General features: G+C 64.5%; 14 protein-coding genes. 4 read left to right on the top strand and 10 right to left on the bottom strand.

Features of this window, described 5'->3' with window-relative positions; all coding sequences use genetic code 11:
- Positions 1–67: 67 nt before the first annotated feature.
- From AB4Z48_RS16390 to AB4Z48_RS16370, 5 genes are all read right to left on the bottom strand, one after another.
- Positions 68–1,381 (bottom strand): dicarboxylate/amino acid:cation symporter, encoded by a 1,314-nt coding sequence (locus AB4Z48_RS16390; RefSeq protein WP_441615706.1) that lies wholly within the window; start codon positions 1,379–1,381, stop codon positions 68–70.
- 385 nt (positions 1,382–1,766) lie between these two features.
- Positions 1,767–2,831, bottom strand: a complete 1,065-nt coding sequence (locus AB4Z48_RS16385; RefSeq protein WP_441615704.1) for a C45 family autoproteolytic acyltransferase/hydolase — start codon at positions 2,829–2,831, stop codon at positions 1,767–1,769.
- Positions 2,832–2,864: 33 nt separating this feature from the next.
- Positions 2,865–4,412 (bottom strand): biotin carboxylase, encoded by a 1,548-nt coding sequence (locus AB4Z48_RS16380; protein ID WP_441615703.1) that lies wholly within the window; start codon positions 4,410–4,412, stop codon positions 2,865–2,867.
- Positions 4,413–4,459: 47 nt separating this feature from the next.
- On the bottom strand, positions 4,460–7,267 hold the full coding sequence (locus tag AB4Z48_RS16375) for an aminotransferase class I/II-fold pyridoxal phosphate-dependent enzyme (RefSeq protein ID WP_441615701.1): 2,808 nt from the start codon (positions 7,265–7,267) through the stop codon (positions 4,460–4,462).
- Between the two features lie 342 nt (positions 7,268–7,609).
- On the bottom strand, positions 7,610–8,506 hold the full coding sequence (locus AB4Z48_RS16370) for a carbon-nitrogen hydrolase family protein (RefSeq protein ID WP_441615699.1): 897 nt from the start codon (positions 8,504–8,506) through the stop codon (positions 7,610–7,612).
- A gap of 254 nt (positions 8,507–8,760) precedes the next feature.
- Here AB4Z48_RS16370 and pdxR point away from each other — a divergent pair, with 254 nt between their 5' ends.
- The gene (gene pdxR, locus AB4Z48_RS16365; protein WP_441615697.1) at positions 8,761–10,263 is read left to right on the top strand and encodes a MocR-like pyridoxine biosynthesis transcription factor PdxR; all 1,503 of its coding nucleotides are present in this window, start codon (positions 8,761–8,763) and stop codon (positions 10,261–10,263) included.
- A 60-nt stretch (positions 10,264–10,323) separates the two neighbouring features.
- Here pdxR and AB4Z48_RS16360 read toward each other — a convergent pair whose 3' ends face one another.
- Entirely contained in the window at positions 10,324–10,770 is a 447-nt protein-coding gene (locus tag AB4Z48_RS16360) for a MarR family winged helix-turn-helix transcriptional regulator (RefSeq protein WP_441615695.1), read from the bottom strand.
- Between the two features lie 290 nt (positions 10,771–11,060).
- On the opposite strand from AB4Z48_RS16360, the gene AB4Z48_RS16355 reads away from it, so the two are divergent.
- From AB4Z48_RS16355 to AB4Z48_RS16345, 3 genes are all read left to right on the top strand, one after another.
- The gene (locus tag AB4Z48_RS16355) at positions 11,061–12,425 is read left to right on the top strand and encodes an MFS transporter (RefSeq protein WP_441615693.1); all 1,365 of its coding nucleotides are present in this window, start codon (positions 11,061–11,063) and stop codon (positions 12,423–12,425) included.
- Between the two features lie 124 nt (positions 12,426–12,549).
- A complete protein-coding gene (locus AB4Z48_RS16350) occupies positions 12,550–14,241 on the top strand; it encodes an FAD-dependent monooxygenase (RefSeq protein ID WP_441615691.1) in 1,692 nt (563 codons plus the stop codon).
- A 22-nt stretch (positions 14,242–14,263) separates the two neighbouring features.
- A complete protein-coding gene (locus AB4Z48_RS16345; protein WP_441615690.1) occupies positions 14,264–14,458 on the top strand; it encodes a DUF2783 domain-containing protein in 195 nt (64 codons plus the stop codon).
- Positions 14,459–14,515: 57 nt separating this feature from the next.
- Here AB4Z48_RS16345 and AB4Z48_RS16340 read toward each other — a convergent pair whose 3' ends face one another.
- The 4 genes from AB4Z48_RS16340 to AB4Z48_RS16325 form a co-directional block, all read right to left on the bottom strand.
- Positions 14,516–15,493: a Bug family tripartite tricarboxylate transporter substrate binding protein gene (locus AB4Z48_RS16340; RefSeq protein WP_441615688.1), complete on the bottom strand. Its 978-nt coding sequence runs from the start codon at positions 15,491–15,493 to the stop codon at positions 14,516–14,518.
- A gap of 23 nt (positions 15,494–15,516) precedes the next feature.
- Entirely contained in the window at positions 15,517–16,362 is an 846-nt protein-coding gene (locus AB4Z48_RS16335; RefSeq protein WP_441615687.1) for an amidohydrolase family protein, read from the bottom strand.
- On the bottom strand, positions 16,359–17,291 hold the full coding sequence (locus AB4Z48_RS16330; protein ID WP_441615685.1) for an SMP-30/gluconolactonase/LRE family protein: 933 nt from the start codon (positions 17,289–17,291) through the stop codon (positions 16,359–16,361). The genes AB4Z48_RS16335 and AB4Z48_RS16330 overlap by 4 nt, the downstream gene beginning before the upstream one ends.
- Before the next feature lie 91 nt (positions 17,292–17,382).
- Complete coding sequence (locus AB4Z48_RS16325) at positions 17,383–18,384, bottom strand: Bug family tripartite tricarboxylate transporter substrate binding protein (RefSeq protein WP_441615683.1); 1,002 nt, start codon at positions 18,382–18,384, stop codon at positions 17,383–17,385.
- Positions 18,385–18,481 lie beyond the last annotated feature (97 nt).

Here is an 18,481-nt window from a genome sequence, read left to right as displayed (position 1 = left end):
GATCGTTCGCACAATGCCCGGCACACCACGCGCAAGGCCGCCTGCGAGGCGCCCCCGCGCAGGCTGGTCAGGCCTGGACCACGCCCGGCTTGCCGAGCGGGGCGCGCGCGTCGGATGCCGCGCTGTCGCCCTCACCGTCCAGATCCGACTCGCTCGCCAGCTGGCCCTCCCATTTCGCCACCACCGCGGCGGCAATCGAGTTGCCTACCGCATTGGTCGCCGAACGGCCCATGTCCAGGAACTGGTCGACCCCCATGATCAGCAGCAAACCGGCTTCCGGAATGCCGAACTGGTTCAGCGTGGCGGCAATCACCACCAGCGATGCGCGCGGCACCCCGGCCATCCCCTTGGAGGTCAGCATGAGCAGCAGCAACATGGTGATCTGGGTCCCGATCGGCAGATGGATATCGTAGGCCTGGGCGATGAACAGCACGGCGAACGTGCAGTACATCATGGTGCCGTCGAGGTTGAAGGAGTACCCCATCGGCAGCACAAAGCTGGAGATCCTGCGGCTGACGCCGAACCGGTCCAGCGCGGTAAGCATCTTCGGATAGGCGGCCTCCGAGCTGGCGGTGGAGAACGAGAGAAGGAAGGGTTCGCGAATCAGCCGGATCAGCGTGAATACCCGCTTGCCGAGGAAGAAGAAGCCGGCCAGGACCAGCAGGCCCCACAGCACCGCCAGGCCAAGATAGAAGCTACCCATGAACTTGGCGAAGGTGACGAGGATGCCCAGCCCCTGCGTGGTCACGGTGGAGGCAATGGCCGCAAACACCGCCACGGGCGCCATCCACATGACGGCGCCGGTGATCTTGAGCATCGTCTGCGCGAGATCATCGATGACGCCTGCCAGCCGCTTGCCGGTCTCCCCCAGCGTGGACAGCGCGGTACCGAAGAAGATCGAGAACACCACGATCTGCAGGATCTCATTGGTGGCCATGGCCTCGGCCACGGACTTCGGCACCAGGTGCGTGATGAAGTCCTTGAGCGTAAAGGCATTGGTCTTCAGATTGGTGGCCGCGCCCACATCCGGCAATGGCAGGCCGATGTTATGGCCAGGCTGCAGGAAGGTGGCCAGAACGAGGCCAAGCGACAGCGAGATGAACGAAGCCACGATAAACCAGCCGAGCGCCTTCACGCCGACGCGGCCAACGGTACTCGCATCGCCCATGTGCGCGATGCCAACCACCAGCGTGGAGAACACGAGCGGTGCGATGATCATCTTGATCAGCCGCAGGAAGACGTCGGTGAAGATCGATATATAGCCGGCGATCTCCTTGGCCGTACCGGGATCCGGGAAGGCCTTGTTACAGCTATAGCCGACGATGATGCCGAGGATCATCGCGATGACGATGTAGGTGGTAATCGGGCGCTTTTTTTTCATGACTGCTCCTTGGATTCTTGCGAGCCTGCTTTTCCGGTGCGTCAGACTTTCATGTGGGTCGATGCATCGCCGGGCAAATTCCGGCGCTGCCGTAGCTTCCCTCTCCCGCATGGCGGGAGCGGGAGAGGGAGCGGGAGCAAACCAGCAGCGTTATGCTTCCGGCAACTCGCACCCGCATGCAGTGCCCACACTAAAGTCCAAAGCACCACGTTTTCCGAAGCCGCCAACCCCTGATATGTTCAGGCGAATTGGGTCGCCGCGGACCGGAACGGACCGCGTCCTCTTTGTATTCCAGCGGATCAGATGGTTAGCGTTCGGCCAATGGCCGCGCGGTATCTGGTATCTATATGCATGCCTTCCCCGATGACCGATGAGACTGGGAAACTCACTGAAAACTACCCACATCGTCGAGCATCCACCGGCGCGCCGGCGCCACCGCGTGCGGCAGCGCCGTGCTCTCCACGTCGAACTCGATCATTCGGGCGCCAGGCAGGAAATGGCTGCAGGACTGCCGCCAGACGGCATCTGGCCAGACCATCTCGACGGAGCCGTCATAGGGGTGATAGACAGCGCTGTACAACGTGCCGTGGCCACGCCCGTAGGAAGTCTGAAACAGTGGCGGGCGTAGCAGCGCGCGCAGGACAGCCTTGGCATCCTCGGCCTGCCGCACGGCAACCGCCAGCGTCTGCTCCCTGGCTTCGGCCAGGGTCGCATTGGCGTGCGCCGGCCACTCGACGCCATGCTGCAGGTTGCTCACCGCCTGCTTGCGCACCACCTCCAGCGGCCGGTCCGGCGTGACAAACACCGTTGCCCACTGTGCGCGGCGGTCAAGCAGGCTCACCGTGTAGCTCATATGCACCGGGATGCGCGCGAGCATTTCCACCGCCTGGTCGACGTTCTCCGCGAACTCCAGCACGTAGCGCAGGACCAGTGGAATGCCGAATCCATTGCCTACCGCCTTGCGGCCCCCGAACGACAGCGACGCGGCCAGGCCGCTCTCGTTGATGCCGTCAAGCGCGCCCCACAGGCAGTCGTTGACCGCCACCACCCGCTGGCCATGCCACCTGGAAGCCAGCCACACGCCCTCGAGCAAAGCCGGGGCGAAATCGTAATTGCGCAACAGCGCAGGCGTGGCGCCGGCAGCCTGCTGCCCGTCCACCGGCAGCCACACCGCCTGGGAACAACCGGCAATGTAGGGCGGCGGCCCCCACATCGACAGGAAGCGCGCTTCCAGGTCGCCACCCCCGGCCAGCTCGACCAGCCGCTCCCAGGTCGGGACCAGCTCCGGCATATGGTGGCGCAAGGCCTTGCGGCACATCAGGAAGCCGGGCCGCGCGCGATCGCCGTCGCGCAGATACCATTGCCGGTATCCAGGCCAGAATTGCCGGAAGATGTTCTGCCATCGGTGGCCGGGCAAGTCCTCGCTGATCGCTTCGAATGTACAACGCATGAATTCTTGCCCTCTCGTGGTTGGACCTTCGGCCTACAGGATCTTGAATGCGCCCGGCTGCGGCGCCATCTCCGCCAGCGCGGGAACCAGGGGCTTGGCCACGTAGTACTGCTTGATGCCTCGGATCCATTGGTGCGCGCGCTCGTTGAGCTTGAACTCGTCGTTCATCGAACGGCCCCGCGTGATCAGGATGCCAAGATCGGCGCCTTCGTAGCGATAATCGCCCGGCCCGGTGATGCGCAGGAAGAAGGCTTCCTGCTCGCTTTCGATCTCGCGCCGGTTGGAGTCGAAGCGGTGGTAGGACACGGAGCCGTCGGACGCCATGCGATAGATGCCCGAGGGCGGTGCATGGGTCACGATGTCCACGTTGTCCTCGGTGTACTTGATGACCAGCTGGGACCAGCCGTCGATGAACGACTTCTCGGCCCAGCGCTCATTGAGTTCGCGCACATTGAGGTCGAACGGCACACCAGAGAATTCCAGCAGGTGGAACAGGAACAACGGCGCGTCCGCATAGGCGAAGGCCGCGTGATTGGTCATCGGGCTGGCGCCGCAGATGCGGGGATTCAGCTCGCCGAGATACACCTCGCCACTATCGACGTCGATCAGGAAGTCCAGGTCGAAGTAGCCGCGATAGCCCTCCTCCAGCAACTGGTTGCCAAAGCGGAAGGCCATGTCGCGTGCCTTCATCCTGACTTCTTCGGAGAACGCCCCAGGGAAGATCTCGTTGCCGCACCAGCCGCCCTTGTAGGGGGTCAGCTGGCGCGCGCCCACCACCTCGGTCAGCAGCGGCCCGACCAGCGTGCCGGACTGCGTGGCGCATGCCTCCAGGGTCGCGCCGCGGCAGTTGATGCGCTTCATGATCTTCACTTCGGGGTCGTTGACGATCTCGTCCTTGTGCTTGTTGAAATCGTCCTCGCCGGAAATAAAGAAGGTGGTGTGGCCGGAGTCGCCGAACGCGCTCTGCACCACCAGGTCCCTGCCGAGACCGTAGTGTTCCGCGATCTGCATCAGGTGCTCATAGCTGTCCACCTTCTCCAGGGCATTGGGCACCGAGTGCACGCCCGCCTTGTTGCCGATGCGCACGGTCTCCATCTTGTTGTCGCAGCGGCTGCGCAGCGCAGCCGGAGGGAACCACACGTCCAGCCCGAGTTCGTCGGCGAGCTCTTCGGTCTTCTCGTCGAACATCAGGAAGGTCGCCGCCGCCCTTCCCCCCCGCTGCTCGATCAGCTCGACCACATCCTTGTGCTGCAGCAGGTAGTTATTGATGTCTTCGATCGAGGTGAACTCCTCGTGCGGCAGTTCTTGCGGCACGAAGACATTGGGATGGCGGCCGTCGAAGCAATCGATATAGTTGATGTACTTGAATCGGTTGACCCACTGATCGATGCCCAGGAGATTGAAGTTGGTGGCGCTGATGAAGTAGATGGGCTTCTCGTTCCTGTGGAACATCACGCGCAGATCTGAGACATTACGGACTTTTTGCATCGTGGCTTTCTCCTGATGAACTCGGGGCCGGCTGGACGCGGGTTTCCCGCGGCTCCTGGACAGCCAGGACCGGCATTTTTTCTTTGTCGACATGGGCTCTGTTGCGAGAAGCCGGGCGCCAATCCCGGCCTCCCGCCTCGCTACTTTTTTGCCGCCGGGCGTTCCGCCATGGCCACCGCCGCCACTTCATCGACCGTTGCCGTCGAGACTTCCACAACGGTCGAGACCGACGCCTTTGCCGCGGCCGCCACCGCCGCCGCGGCCTCGCCGGCTGCCTGGAGGGCCAGTTGCTGGAGCGCCCCGTCGCTGAACACGCGGAATCCCAGCTCCGGGCGGTAACCGTGGATCTCGCGCACATCCAGCGCCTGCATGAACTCGAGGATCTCGGAGCTGATCACCTGCCCCGGCACCAGGATGGGGAAGCCCGGGGGATAGGGAATCACGAACAAGGCCGATACCACCTCACGGCCCTTGGAGATGGCCCTGGCCACCTCGGCCATGTTCAGGTACTCGCAGTTCTCCTCGTCATAGGACATGAAGAAGGCCTTGCGGATATCGCCGTCCGGCGTCTCGATCTGCCCGCTGTTGCACACGCTGCGGAATGCAAAGTGGAAGTGCGAGAAGTCCGGCAGCGGCGGCAGTTCCTTGGTCAGCGACGACACGCGCCGCTCGTGCAGGCGGCGCTCGATCACGCTCATGTCCGCCGTGCGCTCCTCCAGTTCCCTGGCGATCTTGATCAGCACCTCGATCAGGTAGGCCACCGACGAACGCGTGGTACCGATGTTGGTCATGAACAAGACGGTATTGCGCGACGTCTTGTTGATCTGGATGCCGTACTTGTCCATCAGGTACTTGTTCTTGAACGTATCGCCGTCGATGCCGGAGGTGCCGATCGACAGGGTCAGCCGGGTAGGATCCAGCGCGAATTCATCGACGCGCCACGCGGCTTCCATATTGGCCCAGCCGGATTCCGGGCTGTAGTACGCCTCGATGCCGGACGGCCGGTACGCGGTCGGCACCACGCGGGAGACGTTGAGGAACTGGAAGTACTTCTTGAGCAAGGGGTGGGTGTGGATCCACTCGCGCAGCGTCATGGCCAGTTCCATCTGGCGCTGCACCAGCTCGTAGCCTTCCAGCTCCACCTGGCGGCGGCCGACGTCGAGCGAGGCCAGGATCTGGTAGTTCGGCGAGGTCGAGGTGTGCGTCATGTACGCCTCGTGGAACGCCTCTTCCGCCTTGTCCTTGAAGTCCTGATCCCACACATGAATCATGGAGCCCTGGCGCAGCGAGGTCAGGGTCTTGTGGGTGGACTGGGTCGCGTAGACCCGCACCCGCGCGCGGTCCGGATCCGGCATCAGGCGGGTGGCGACGACCTTCTCCTCATCATCCCAGTCCGCCCCGCCGAACGATTCGGTGAATGCATCGTAGCGCCGGCGATAGTCTTCGCTATCCAGCTCGCGGCGCAGGCGCGACGCCGAATCCATGCCGGTGCGCTGGCGGTAGGTGGGATGAAAGCGGGCGAAGGCAAACCAGGCCTCGTCCCACAGGAAAATCAGGTCCGGCTTGATGGCCAGGCACTCCTCCATGACGCGCTTCACGTCATAGACCACGCCATCGAAGGTGCAGTTGGTCAGCAGCACCATCTTGACCTTGTGCAGCGTCCCCGCCTGCCTGAACCGCAGCAGCGTGCGCTTCATCTGGGCGATGGGGACCGCGCCGTACATCGAGAAGTCATTGAGCGGATAGGAGTCGAGGTACGCCACCTTGGCGCCCGCCAGCACCATGCCATAGTGGTGGGACTTGTGGCAGTTGCGGTCCACCATCACGATATCGCCCGGCTTGACCAGCGCCTGCACCACGATCTTGTTGGCCGTCGAAGTGCCATTGGTCGCGAAGAAGGTGCGGCGCGCACCGAATGCGCGCGCCGCATATTCCTGCGCGACCTTGATGGGGCCGATCGGGTCCAGCAGCGAGTCGAGCCCGCCGGACGTAGCCGAGGTCTCCGCCATGAACAGATTCAGGCCATAGAACTGCGCCATGTCCTGAATCCAGTGGGAGTTCATGATCGACTTTCCGCGTGCCAGCGGCAAGGCGTGGAACACCCCGGTCGGCTGCTTCGAATACTCCTTCAACGCCGTGAAAAACGGCGTCTTGTAACGCTCCGACACCCCTTTCATGATCGACATGTACAGCTCGGTGTGGTCCTCTTCCCGGAAAAAGATCCGGTTGAAGACCTCGCCCAGCCGCGACGCGATCTCCTCGGCCTTCACGTCCGTGACCAGGTACAAGTCCAGTTCCGGCCGCAGCTCGGCAATCTTCTGGCCCAGCAAGGGGCCGCGCTCGGACTCCGGCTGCTCCTCGATGCCCTCGTCCAGCCCTTCCAGGAACTTGCGCAGCAGGTCCAGCTCATACTCGGACTTGAACGGAAATCCATGCCGGATCACGCAAGCCTGCAGGTTGAAGTTGAAGAGCGTTGCTATTAGCGCATCCTCGAAGCTTGGCACCACCACCACGTCCCACACGAAGGGATCATCCACGCGCTGCTTGCGCTGAACGCGCCGGCGCAGGGCCTCTTCATCCTCGCGCGTCATGTCGTCGACGATCAGGACCTCAAAGTACGGCCGTGCTATTTGCGCCTGCATCTCCTCTTCCGTCTCGATCTCGGACGGCTCCTCCGACTCCGCATCCAGCGACAGCTTCTTGTGACGGTAGGTATCGCTGGCCAGCATGCGGTTGATACGGTGCACGGCGATGTTCAGCCGGCCCAGATCGCCAGCCTCGAACCACGCGTTCAGCTCCTCGAACAATCGGTGCCCCGGGAATGCCCAGAACCGCTCGATCGGCTCGAGCATGGCCAGCGTCTCTTTTACCCGGGCGTGGCGCTCGATGAATTCCTTGCACTCCCGCGCGAGATTGACCAGGCGGCCCAGGTCATCAGTCAGATTCATCCAGCCATCCGCGCGCATTTCCCAAACGCTACGGTAACGGTTTAGGGAAATGTGTTGCCCGGTCTTTGCTTTTCGTGCCGTGCTGCGTGCCATGTTATTCCTCTGCTAACTAGATAATCTCAATGCGCGGATCCGCAACTGCAAATCCGTTTAATCGAACGACCGTTTTATTCCAGGCCTGATATTCACCCATTCCTGTTTATCAAGCGGGTCAATAACAACCCGAAAGGCAAGCGCCATCCATTGGGCCAGCAATCACGCTTTCCCTCGGAAATTCCAATTCTGTTTTTTCCCGCCATGCGGGAATAACGTGACGGCCTGCCGGGGCCTTGCCCCCGGCGGCTACTCGCCAGCCGGCCCGGTCACTTCCGGCTGCGCGTCTTCCAGGACACCCGGCTTCACCAGCTTGCCAAGCGTGTGGAGATAGGCATCCGCGCCGCTGTCGCGCTGGTAGACCGGGAACTCCACCACCCGGTCGCGGAAGCTCTTCAGCGGCTGGCCAAGCCCGCGCAAGCCGCGCTCGCGCTCGCGCCGGACCTTTTCGAAATCGATCTCCACGGGGATGATCTCCGCGGTGCCCGGGCCGGCTTCATGCAGCACATAGCCAGCGGGATCCACCACGATGGAGCGGCCCACGCCACCGTCCCCGACTCCGTTGATATCGAAGAAATAGACCTGGTTGGTTGCCGCCGACGCCCGCACGATCGCCAATTCGATGTCGCGGTCGATGGTGTCCGTCATGGTCGGGTGCAGGATGACTTCGGCGCCCATCGCAACCAGCGTCCGGGTGGTTTCCGGGAACCACATGTCATAGCAGATCGAGATGCCGAAGCGCCCCGCGTCCGGCACGTCGAACACCACGAACTCGCTGCCCGCGGCGATGCCTTGCTCATAGGGCCTGAAGGGAAACAGCTTGCGGAAACGGGCAACCACGTTCCCTGCGGGGTCGATCACCGGCGAGGTGTTGTAGATGGCACCGTCACGACGCTCGAACAAGGATCCGGGGATCAGCCACAAGCCGTACTTGGCGGCCATCTCGCACAGGCGGGCCTCGGCCGCGCCCGGCATTTCCTCGGCCTTGGCCGGGCTCGGGCCAAACGCCGCCAGCTCGGAGAACATCACCATGTCGACCCACGGAAAGCGGTGCCTGACATGCGCCAGGTAACGATTCATCTGTGTGATGTTCTCTTCGAATGCCGACACCGGCATCTGGATACCTGCTACTGCAAAACGCTTCATTTAATGCCTCGGGAAACGCACCATGCCGGTGAATATCTACACACCGATATGGGGAGAATCGCCATCCCCCTTTTCCAATCAATTAAGTGCCCGCTAAATTGCGGGACTTTTCACGCTTGATGGGGGTTATGGCGGTGCTCTGTTACTTAAATTAAATAGTTATGTGGTAATGCCACGACACGATGGGATCTACTCTACAAGCGCGGTGGCTCCACTGTATAGTGCCGGTACAAATTTTCAGATGGAGCCAAGAATTGAAAGAGACGCCGTTGACCGATTGGCTTCTCGCGCGCAGTCATTGGAGCCACCCCGAACGATCCGGTGCTCCGCTGAACAGGCAGTTGTTTGACGACATCCGCGAGGCAATCCTCGCCGGCCAGCTGTCCCCGGGCACACGGTTGCCACCCACGCGCGAACTGGCCCGGGAACTGAGCATTGCCCGCAACACCGTTCTGTATGCCTATGAACGGCTCACCGATGAAGGCTACACCCATACGCATGGCGGCAGCGGCACCTACGTCGGCGATACCGCTCCCGATCCCGCCTTGCTCGCCCGCATCCTCGACACGAGCCCGACTGCCGATCCGGTACTCCCAAGCGTTGCTTCGCGCCTGTCCCTGCGCGCGCACGAGCTGCTCGCCAGCGTCGGCGCGTCGGACTTGCAGGTCGGCGCGTTCGTCCCCGGCATTCCGGATGTGAGCCAGTTCCCGCGCGGCGTCTGGCAACGCTTGATCACCAAGGTGTGGAAGACCGCCAGCCAGGAGCAACTGGGATATGGCAGCCGGCATGGCTGCCCCCCGCTCAAGCGCGCGTTGACCGAGTATCTGACGCTCGCCCGCGGTGTCGATTGCACCCCGGAGCAGATCATCGTGACCCAGGGCAGCCACCAGGCCATCGATCTGTGTGCCCGCCTGCTCGCCGATCCGGGAGACCTCGTATGGGTCGAGGATCCGTGCTATTGGGGCGCACGCAGTGTCTTTCGCTCGGCCGGCATGCGAATGGAGGGCGTGCCGGTGGACGAGCACGGAATCCAGCCGCCGCTTGCGCCAGAGACCGCGCCAAGGCTGATCTTCGTCACGCCGTCTCACCAGTACCCAAGCGGCGTCGTGATGAGCCTTGCCCGGCGCCGCCTCCTGACCGAGCTGGCGCATCGCCACAATGCGTGGATCATCGAAGACGACTACGACAGCGAATTCCGCTATCACGGCGCGCCGCTGCCGTCGCTACAGGGCCTGGACCCGCATCGCAATACGATTTATGTCGGCAGTTTTTCCAAGGTGCTCTATCCCGGCCTGCGGCTGGCGTTCCTGATCGTGCCGCCGGAACTTGTCGATGCGTTCTCGGTAGCGCAATCCGAGCTGCATCGCGGTGGGCAATTGTCGGCGCAGGCCGCGCTGGCGGAGTTTATCTCCGACGGCCACTACGCAGCGCACGTACGGCGCATGCGCAAGATCTATGGCGAGCGTCAGGCCTTGCTGACGCGGGAGCTGCAACTCCAGCTTGGCGATCAGGTCGATATCGTCGGCACGGATACCGGGCTTCACCTGACGGTGAAGCTCCGGCACGCCAACGATCACCTGGTATCCCGTGCGGCGCTTGCCCACGGCATCGTGGCTCGGCCCCTGTCGTCCTACTTTGCCTCCCAACTGCACTCCCAGAACGGCCTGGTCCTGGGCTACGGCGGGGTGAGCGACGAGGATATCGAACCGGCGGTCCGGAAACTGGCCCTGGCGATCGATCTGGTGAACCGCGCCTGATGCGGATCACCATGGCGGGCACCTGGGTGCCTTGGTGAAAGGTGCCTTAGTGAAGCCGGGTCACTCCCGGGCCTTCACTACCAAGCGCTCTAGCAAGTCATCGAATTGCTTGCGCTCGTCTTCGTCGAGACAGGACATGATTTCGGCATTGCGGCGCTCGATCAGGGCCATGGTCCGAAGCCAGATACGCTCCCCCTGGGTCGTCACCGTCAGGACGACGCCGCGGCCGTCCGTCGCACTTGCCGTCTTGCGCACGAGCCCCTTGTCGACCAGCGATTGCGCCGCCCGGCTTGCCTGCCCTTTGTCCAGGTTCGCGCGACGCGCCAGATCGTTGACCGATAACGGGCTAAATGAGCCGATCGCGGCCAGGCAGCGGCCTTCATGCATCGGAATGCCGACTTCTGACTCGTAGGCTAGCTGCGTGACACGGTCCGTAAGCTTGTTCAATTCGTGCAGGCGGTGTGTCAGGGTGCGGTCAAGGGCAATCGGGATATATCGGGAAGTCACCGGCAGAGACCTTTGAAAAAGTGAGGCAAACGGCTGCACAGCTGACCGGTTGCTGACGCGATGAAGGTGCGAATTATAGTTCCGTCACATAGTTGCGCGCACAACTAGTGCAAACCCCAGTGACGGTCCGCCTGCCGCTGACACATACTAGTTGCGCGCACAACTAAATCAAAAGCCGTGTCTGCCAATCGCTGCGCCAGACGCCTGTCACGTCGTTCCAGCCCCGATTGTTGTGGCGACGACGCATTCTCGTTATCCAGCCGACGGCGCAGCCGTAGGAGACAAGTCGCGTGAGATCCCCCATTGCAGCCCCCCCGCCCGGGAACGCCACCGCAGCGTTGACCGAAAATCAGTTCACGGCCGAAGCGAACAGCGTTATCGCCAAGGTATCGCGCCATCTGCTGTGGTTCGTGTTTCTCTTGTTCGTGGTTTCCTTCCTGGACCGCATCAACATCGGCTTCGCCGCCTTGACGATGATGAAGGACCTGGGGCTGACCAGCACCCAGTTCGGCCTGGCCACCACCCTGTTCTACCTGGCCTACATTGCCTGCGGCGTGCCGAGCAATGCCATCCTGGCACGCGTTGGTGCGCGACGCTGGATCGCGACGATCATGGTCGCCTGGGGATTAGCGTCCACGGCCACGCTCTTCGCTACCGATGCGCATACGCTGTACTGGCTCCGCGTGCTGGTGGGCATCACGGAAGCGGGCTTCTTGCCGGGGATGCTGCTGTACCTGACTTTCTGGTTCCCGGCGGCTTACCGGGCACGCGCCAATGCGCTGTTCATGATCGCCATGCCGGTCACGGCTGCTTTCGGTTCAGCCATCTCTGGGGTGATCCTCGGCATGGATGGGCTGCACGGGCTCAAGGGTTGGCAGTGGCTGTTCCTGCTCGAAGGGTTGCCGGCCTCGGTACTGGGCGTGGTCGTGTACTTCTATCTCACCGACACGCCGGAGCGTGCGCGCTGGCTCTCGCCGGGCGAGAAGCAAACGCTCGCGCAGATGCTGGCTCGGGAGCATCGGGCCGACCCCGTGGCACAACAGCGTGGCGAGGCGTCGCGCAGCCTGTGGTCCGAATTGACCTCACCCACCGTGCTGAAGTTCTCGCTGGCCTATTTCTGCCTGGTAAACAGCCTCGCCATGGTGGCCGTGTGGACGCCGCTGATCGTCAAGAGCTTTTCCGGCGGCGCCACCAACACAACAATCGGGCTGCTGGCGGCGATTCCCCAGGTATGCACGATCATCGGCATGATCTGGTGGGGCCGGCGCTCGGACCGCGCGCAAGAGCGCCGCTGGCACACCGTCCTGCCGATGCTGTTCGCGGCGGCGGGCTGGCTGCTGACGGCATATTCGTCGCATCCTGCGGTGCAACTGCTGGGCGTGTGCCTGGCTTCCACCGGCGCCTATACCGCCATGTCGATCTTCTGGACCACGCCGGACCATGCGTTGAGCTTCGCCGCGCGGGCCTTGGGCATCGCGGTGATCAACGCGACCGGCAACCTCGGCTCGGCCCTCAATCCGCTGGTCGTGGGCTGGCTCAAGGACGTCACCCACAGCTTCAACACAGGCCTGCTCTACGCGGCGGCCCTGCTGGTCGCGGGCTGTGTGATTTTCCTGGTCTTGCCGATCCCGCGCACGCTCAAGCAAACGACTTGAGAACGAGCTCGCATTCCCCGCTTTTTCGATGACCTGCTGCACGGTTACCCATTAGCTCACCTTGAAGCGACGTAGCCGCTGCGCGCTACGCCGGACCCATTCTATTTAAGTCGGAGTCACGTCCATGCATTTGCCCACCGCCGAAGCCCGTCCTTCGATCTACTACGACTATCAGGTGTTCAAGCCGTGGCTGGCTTCCGCCCACGCAAAGCAGGACCGCAAGAAGGTCGTCATTGCGGGTTCCGGCCCGGCGGGCCTGGTCGCCGCCCTGGAACTGGCCCGCCATGGCGTACCCAGCGTCGTCGTCACCTCTGAGTTGCAGGTGTCCCAGGGCAGCCGCGCCATCGTCTTCACGCGTCGCTCGATGGAAATCCTGCAGCAGGTCGGCGTGGCCGACCGTATGACCGAGAGCGGGCTGCCCTGGCGTTACGGCAATTCGTACTACCGCGGCGAGCGCGTGTTTCGCATGGAAGCCCCGCACGACGGCGACGACCGCTTCTTCCCGATGCTGAACATCCAGCAACAGTATATGGAGGAGTATCTGCTCGATGCCTGCGCCGCCAATCCCCTGATCGATTTCCGGTGGGGCAACAAGGTGGCCAAGGTCGATCAGGAAACCGATTTCGCGCGCGTCGAGGTGGACACGCCGGAAGGCCCATATTGGCTGGAGACTGAGTGGCTGGTCGCGGCCGACGGCGGACGCTCCGGCATCCGTACCGCGATGGACCTGCAGATGGAAGGCGCCTCCTACGAGGGCTTCTTCGTCATCGCCGACATCAAGATCGACCTGCCGCTGCCGACCGAGCGCCTGGCCTACTTCGACCCGGACTGGAACCCGGGCAACACCATCCTGATGCACCGCGAGCCACATGGCATCTGGCGCGTCGACTACCAGTTGCCGGCCGGCGAAACGCCCGAGGACGCGCTCAAGCCCGAGTCGCTCAAGGCGCGCATCGATGCCCAGCTGGCCATGATCGGCCATGCCGGCACCCCCTGGGAAATGGACTGGTGCTCCGTGTACTCCGCCCGCACGCTGACGTTGCCCGAGTACGTGCACGGCCGCGTGATCTTTACCGGCGATGCCGCCCACCTGCTGCCGATCTTTGGCGTGCGCGGCGCCAACACCGCCTTTCAGGACGCGCAGTCCCTGGCCTGGCACCTCGCCTTCGTGCTCAAGGGACTGGCCGGGCGGAAGCTGCTGGCCAACCACAGCGCCGAGCGGGTCGGCGCGGCACGCGAAATTATCGAGGAAGCGGGCAAGAGCACGCGCTTCATGACGCCGCCAAGCGAGGGCTTCCGCCTGCTGCGGGATGCCGTGCTATCGCTCTCGCTGACCGAGAAGTTCGTGCGTCCGCTCTACCACTGGCGCACTTCGCGCCCGCACGAGTACACCGCTTCGGTGCTCAACTGCCCCGGTGACGACAACGCGCTGTTCGTGCACGGCCCGGCCCACGGCGCCCCGCCGCAAAACATCCGACTGGCGGCCAACGACTACTTGCTCGACCATCTGGGCGCAGGGTTCGACCTGTTGTACTTCACCGAGGCCGACGCCGTACCCGGCGCCCTGCAGAGGGTAGTGGCTGCCACCCGGGAGCGCGGCGTGCCGCTGCGCGTCATCGCCGTCGGGGCCGCCAGCCCGGTGGCGGGCGCCGACCTGACGTTCGCCGACGCCGATGGCCACTTCCGCCGTCGCTATGGAGTGCAGGCCAGCGGCGCGGCTTACCTGCTGCGCCCCGACCAGCACGTGTGCGCGCGCTGGCTCACGCTGGACGCGACGCGTCTGCAAGCCGCCCTGAACACCGCCCTGCCCCAGTGAAGATCCATTAGGAGAGAGTCCCATGACTACCCCTCACAAGACCCTGAGCATCCCCGGCCTGGAAGCCGTCTATGACGCCCTGGCCACCGCCATCGATGAGGCCGGCGTGGACAAGGCCCAACTGTTCCTGGTCAAGCTGGCGCTGCTCAACGCCAATGCGCTGGGCGAGCCCGGGCAATTCCAGCAGCACGTGCAGGCTGCGCTCAAGAACCTGTAATGCGTCCAGGCCTGTCGCTGTCTGGGCGAATCGAAGGCGTGACCACCACAGTGCAGCTTAATCCAGCGTTACCCCGGCCGCCTTTGCCACCTTGGCCCACTTGGCGATGTCCGCCTTCTGGAAGTCGGCCAGTTGCTGGGGCGTGCCGCCGACGATCCTGACGCCCAGTTCATCCAGATGCGCGATCACGTCGCGGTCCTTCAGGATGCGGTTGATCTCGGTGTTCAGCCGCTGCACGATCTGCGGTGGCGTGCCCGCGGGCGCGAATATCGCTTGCCACTGTTCCGCCTCGAAGCTGGGGACGCCGGCCTCGCCCATCGTCGGCACGGCCGGCAGGCTCGCCACGCGGGCCTTCGTGGCCACCCCGAGCGCGCGCAGCTTGCCGCCTTGCACATGCGGCAGGATCGGCGCGGTCGGCGCGAACATGAAGTCGACGTGGCCGGCCATCACATCCTGGATGGCGGGCACGTCGCCCTTGTAGGGCACGTGCGTCAGCTTGACATGAGCCTGCGCCTTGAGCAGTTCCCCGGACATCTGGAGGATGGTGCCATTGCCGCCCGAGGCGAAGCTCACGGACCCTGGCTTCTTCCTGGCCGCGGCAAGCAGGCCCTGCACATCGTGGTAGGGGCTGTCCGCGCCGACCACGAGCACGCTCGGAATGGTGCCGATCAGCACGACGGGCGCGAACGACTTGACGGCGTCGTACGGCAGTTTCGGGTTCAGCACGGGGTTGATGGCGTGGGACGCGGTCGATGCGCCAAGCAGTGTGTAGCCGTCCGCCGGGGCCCGCGCCACGAAGGCGGAGCCGATCGCGCCCGTGGCGCCTGGCTTGTTCTCGACGACTACCGTGGTCTGCAGGGCCTGGCCGAGCTTCTGCGCGATCAGCCGGGCGAGGATGTCGGTGGTGCCGCCCGCGGGGTAAGGCACCACGTAGGTGATGACCTTTTTCGGCCAGTCCGCCTGGGCGTGGGCGTGGCCCGCGATGCAAGCCAGCGTCGACAGGCACAGCGTTGCGACGATCTTCCCGAGTGTCATGAGAGGGGTCTCCGGTCTTGTTGTCATGCGGCTTCGGCCCTCGCGGCGAAGCCATATAGTCGTTGGGGGTTGTCGACGAGGACGGCCCGCACCAGGGCATCGTCGCCGCACCACTGGCGAAACAGCGCGTGCAGGGCGCCATCGTCGCAGCGCGTCTTGTCCTGCGCGCGCAGCGTGGGATGCGGCCAGTCGGATGCCCACAGCATCTGCCCGGGCGCCAGCGCCAGGTAGCGGCGCGCCAGGGCTGCCACGTCGCCGTAGCGGGGCGCGCCTTCGCGCGATTCGATGTAGGGGCCGGAGAGCTTGACCCAGCCCTTGCCCTCGGCCAGCAGCCGCGCGATCACGGCGAACGCCGGCTCGAACGCCGCGTCGCCGAACGGCAGGTGGCCGTAGTGGTCGAAGACCACGGGCACCGGGCACGCCGCGAGCATGGATTCCATCTCCGGCAACCACGCCGCGGGCGCATTGAGCTGCACGTGCCAGCCCAGGGGCGCGATCCGCGACGCAAGCGCAGGCAGCATGCCCGCATCCACCGGTCCGGGCATGGTGAGGTTGAAGCGGATGCCGCGCATGCCCCGCGCGTGCAGGTGCTCCAGGTCTGCGTCCGTGACGGAGGTGTCGACCACCGCCACGCCGCGCGCGTCGGCGCCAAGCTCCGCCAGCGCGGCGAGCGTGGCACGGTTGTCGGTGCCATACGTCGACGGCGTCACCACCACGGCCCGCGTGGTGCCCATGTCCCGTTGCGCCGCGCGGTAGTCGGCGACGCGCGCGTCCGCCGGGCGCAGCGTGGCGCCCGGCGCGCACGGAAAGCGCCCGTCATAGAAGTGCACGTGGCAATCGCACGCATCCTGCAGCAGGGCGTTCGTCATCCGCGTTGCGCCTCCAGGTTGTCGTGTAATGGCATGCCGGGCACATCCATGTCGATGGACAGGATCTCGCCGGCGGTGGAGTCGGTGATGAACAGCCGCTTGCGGTCCGCCCCGCCGAACGCCATGTTGGTCAGCGAATGGCCGGGCGTGCCGCGTATCACCACCACCGGCTCGGCGCGCTGGCTGAGTACCCAGACATACGCCAGACCCGGGTTGGCCACCAGCAGGCGGCCTGCCTCGTCCATGGCCAGCCCGTCCGGCCCGCTGGGCCCGTACGAGGTGAAGAACTGCCCCGTCTTCGACACGCTGCCGTCCGCCTGCAACGGCATGCGCCATACGCAGTTGCCGCGCGTGACCGCGACAAACAGGAAGCGCTCGTCCGGCGACAGCACGATGCCGTTCGGGCTGGGCACGTTGGCCAGCAGCAGTTCCAGGCGCCCTTCCCGCGTCAGCCGGTAGACGCGCCCGGTCGGGTCGTGCAGGCCGGTCTGGCCCTGGTCGGTGAAGTAGAGGTTGCCGTGCGCGTCGAGCGTCAGGTCGTTCACGCCCTTGAAGCTCTCGGTATGGCGGCGTGACAGGAACGGCCGGACGTTGCCCGTGCGCAGGTCGACGGCCATGAGGCCGTTGCGGTAGTCGGTGACCAGCAGTTCGTGCGCGCCGATGCGCTTCATGCCGTTCGGCTCGCCGTCCCACTCCGCGATCAGCTCCCACTCGCCTTCTGCGTCGACGCGCAGGATGCGGCCGTTCGGGATGTCCGTGACATAGAGATTGCCGCTGTCGTCGGTGACCGGGCCTTCGAGGAACGAATCGATCTCCCGGCCGCCCTGGTTGGCGGCGGACCACGCGGTATGGCGGCGCTGCCGGTAGCGCGCCGGCAGCCGCGCGAACGTCTGAGCCTCGCGGACGGCCGGAGGATGCATGAGGAACATGATGATGCCTTGTGGTTTAGCCTGCGCAGGAGGATTGGCCGCGCGATCCCTGCCAGCTTATCTCTATTGGAATCGATGCGGCCGGCCCTGGCTACTGCTTCTGGAAGCCCGTGCCACTGGCCACCTTGCCCCAGAATGCCGTGCGCTCGACCATCTCCTTCGAGAACGTCCGGGTGTCCCAGTAGCCTGCGTCCGCACCGATGCTTTGCGCGTACGTGCGCATGTCCGGCGTGGCCATCGCGATGGCGACTTCCTTCTGGATGCGGTTCAGCACCTCCCGGGGCGTGCCCTTGGGTGCCCACAGGCCGGTGAAATTGGTGACGCCGTACCCGCGCAGCCCGGCTTCGGCGAACGTCGGCACGTTCGGCAATGCCGGCAGGCGCTTGTCCCCGCTGACCGCCAGCACGCTGAGCTTGCCGCCGGCAACCTGCCCGATCACGCCGGGGATGGAGGCGATCTGGAAATCGACGGTGCCGCCGAGCAGCGCCACGGTAGCCTCGCCGGCGCCCTTGAACGGCACATGCAGGAAATGCGCGCCCGCCGCCACGCCGAGCGCCTCGCTGGCGAAGTGCGGCGTCGATCCCGCGCCGCCCGAACCGTACGACACCTTGTTGTCTTCCGCCTTGGCGGCGGCCACCAGGCTGGACAGTGTCTTGTACTTGCCGTCGGCCTTGACGACCACGCCCATCGGCGCGAACACATACGCGGAGACCGGCTGCAGGTCTTCGGCGTAGTCGAACGGTAGCTTCTTGAAGATATGCGGCAGCAGCGAATACGTAGTGTCGTTGGCCAGCAGCGTGTAGCCGTCGGGCGCCGCGTGCACGACCTGCAGCGCACCGATCGTTCCGGTGGCGCCGGCCTTGTTCTCCACATAGAAGCTCTGCCCGGTCTGCGCGGTCAGGCGCTGGGCCATCTTGCGCGTGACCGCGTCGACCGCGCCGCCCGGCGGGTAAGGCACGACGATCTTGACCGGCTTGGCCGGCCAGGCTTGCGCGGGCGTTTGTGCCTGCGCCTGCATCATCGCCGGCAGGATGGCAAGCAGGCCCAGGGCCAGCCGCCACGGCGCTGCCGCGCCGCGTTGAATCGCTTTCATGTTCTGTCTCCTTGCACCACCATTTGCTGCGAGGCCCTGCGCACTCCTCTCGTGGGAGCCGCGCCTCGTGGCCTCGCCTGTCCGTCCTGCGTGCCGC

Source organism: Cupriavidus sp. 2TAF22 (assembly GCF_052115045.1).
Taxonomy (GTDB): Bacteria; Pseudomonadota; Gammaproteobacteria; order Burkholderiales; family Burkholderiaceae; genus Cupriavidus.
Note: the sequence above shows the minus strand (reverse complement) of the source record. Positions and strands in the feature narration are given on the sequence as shown.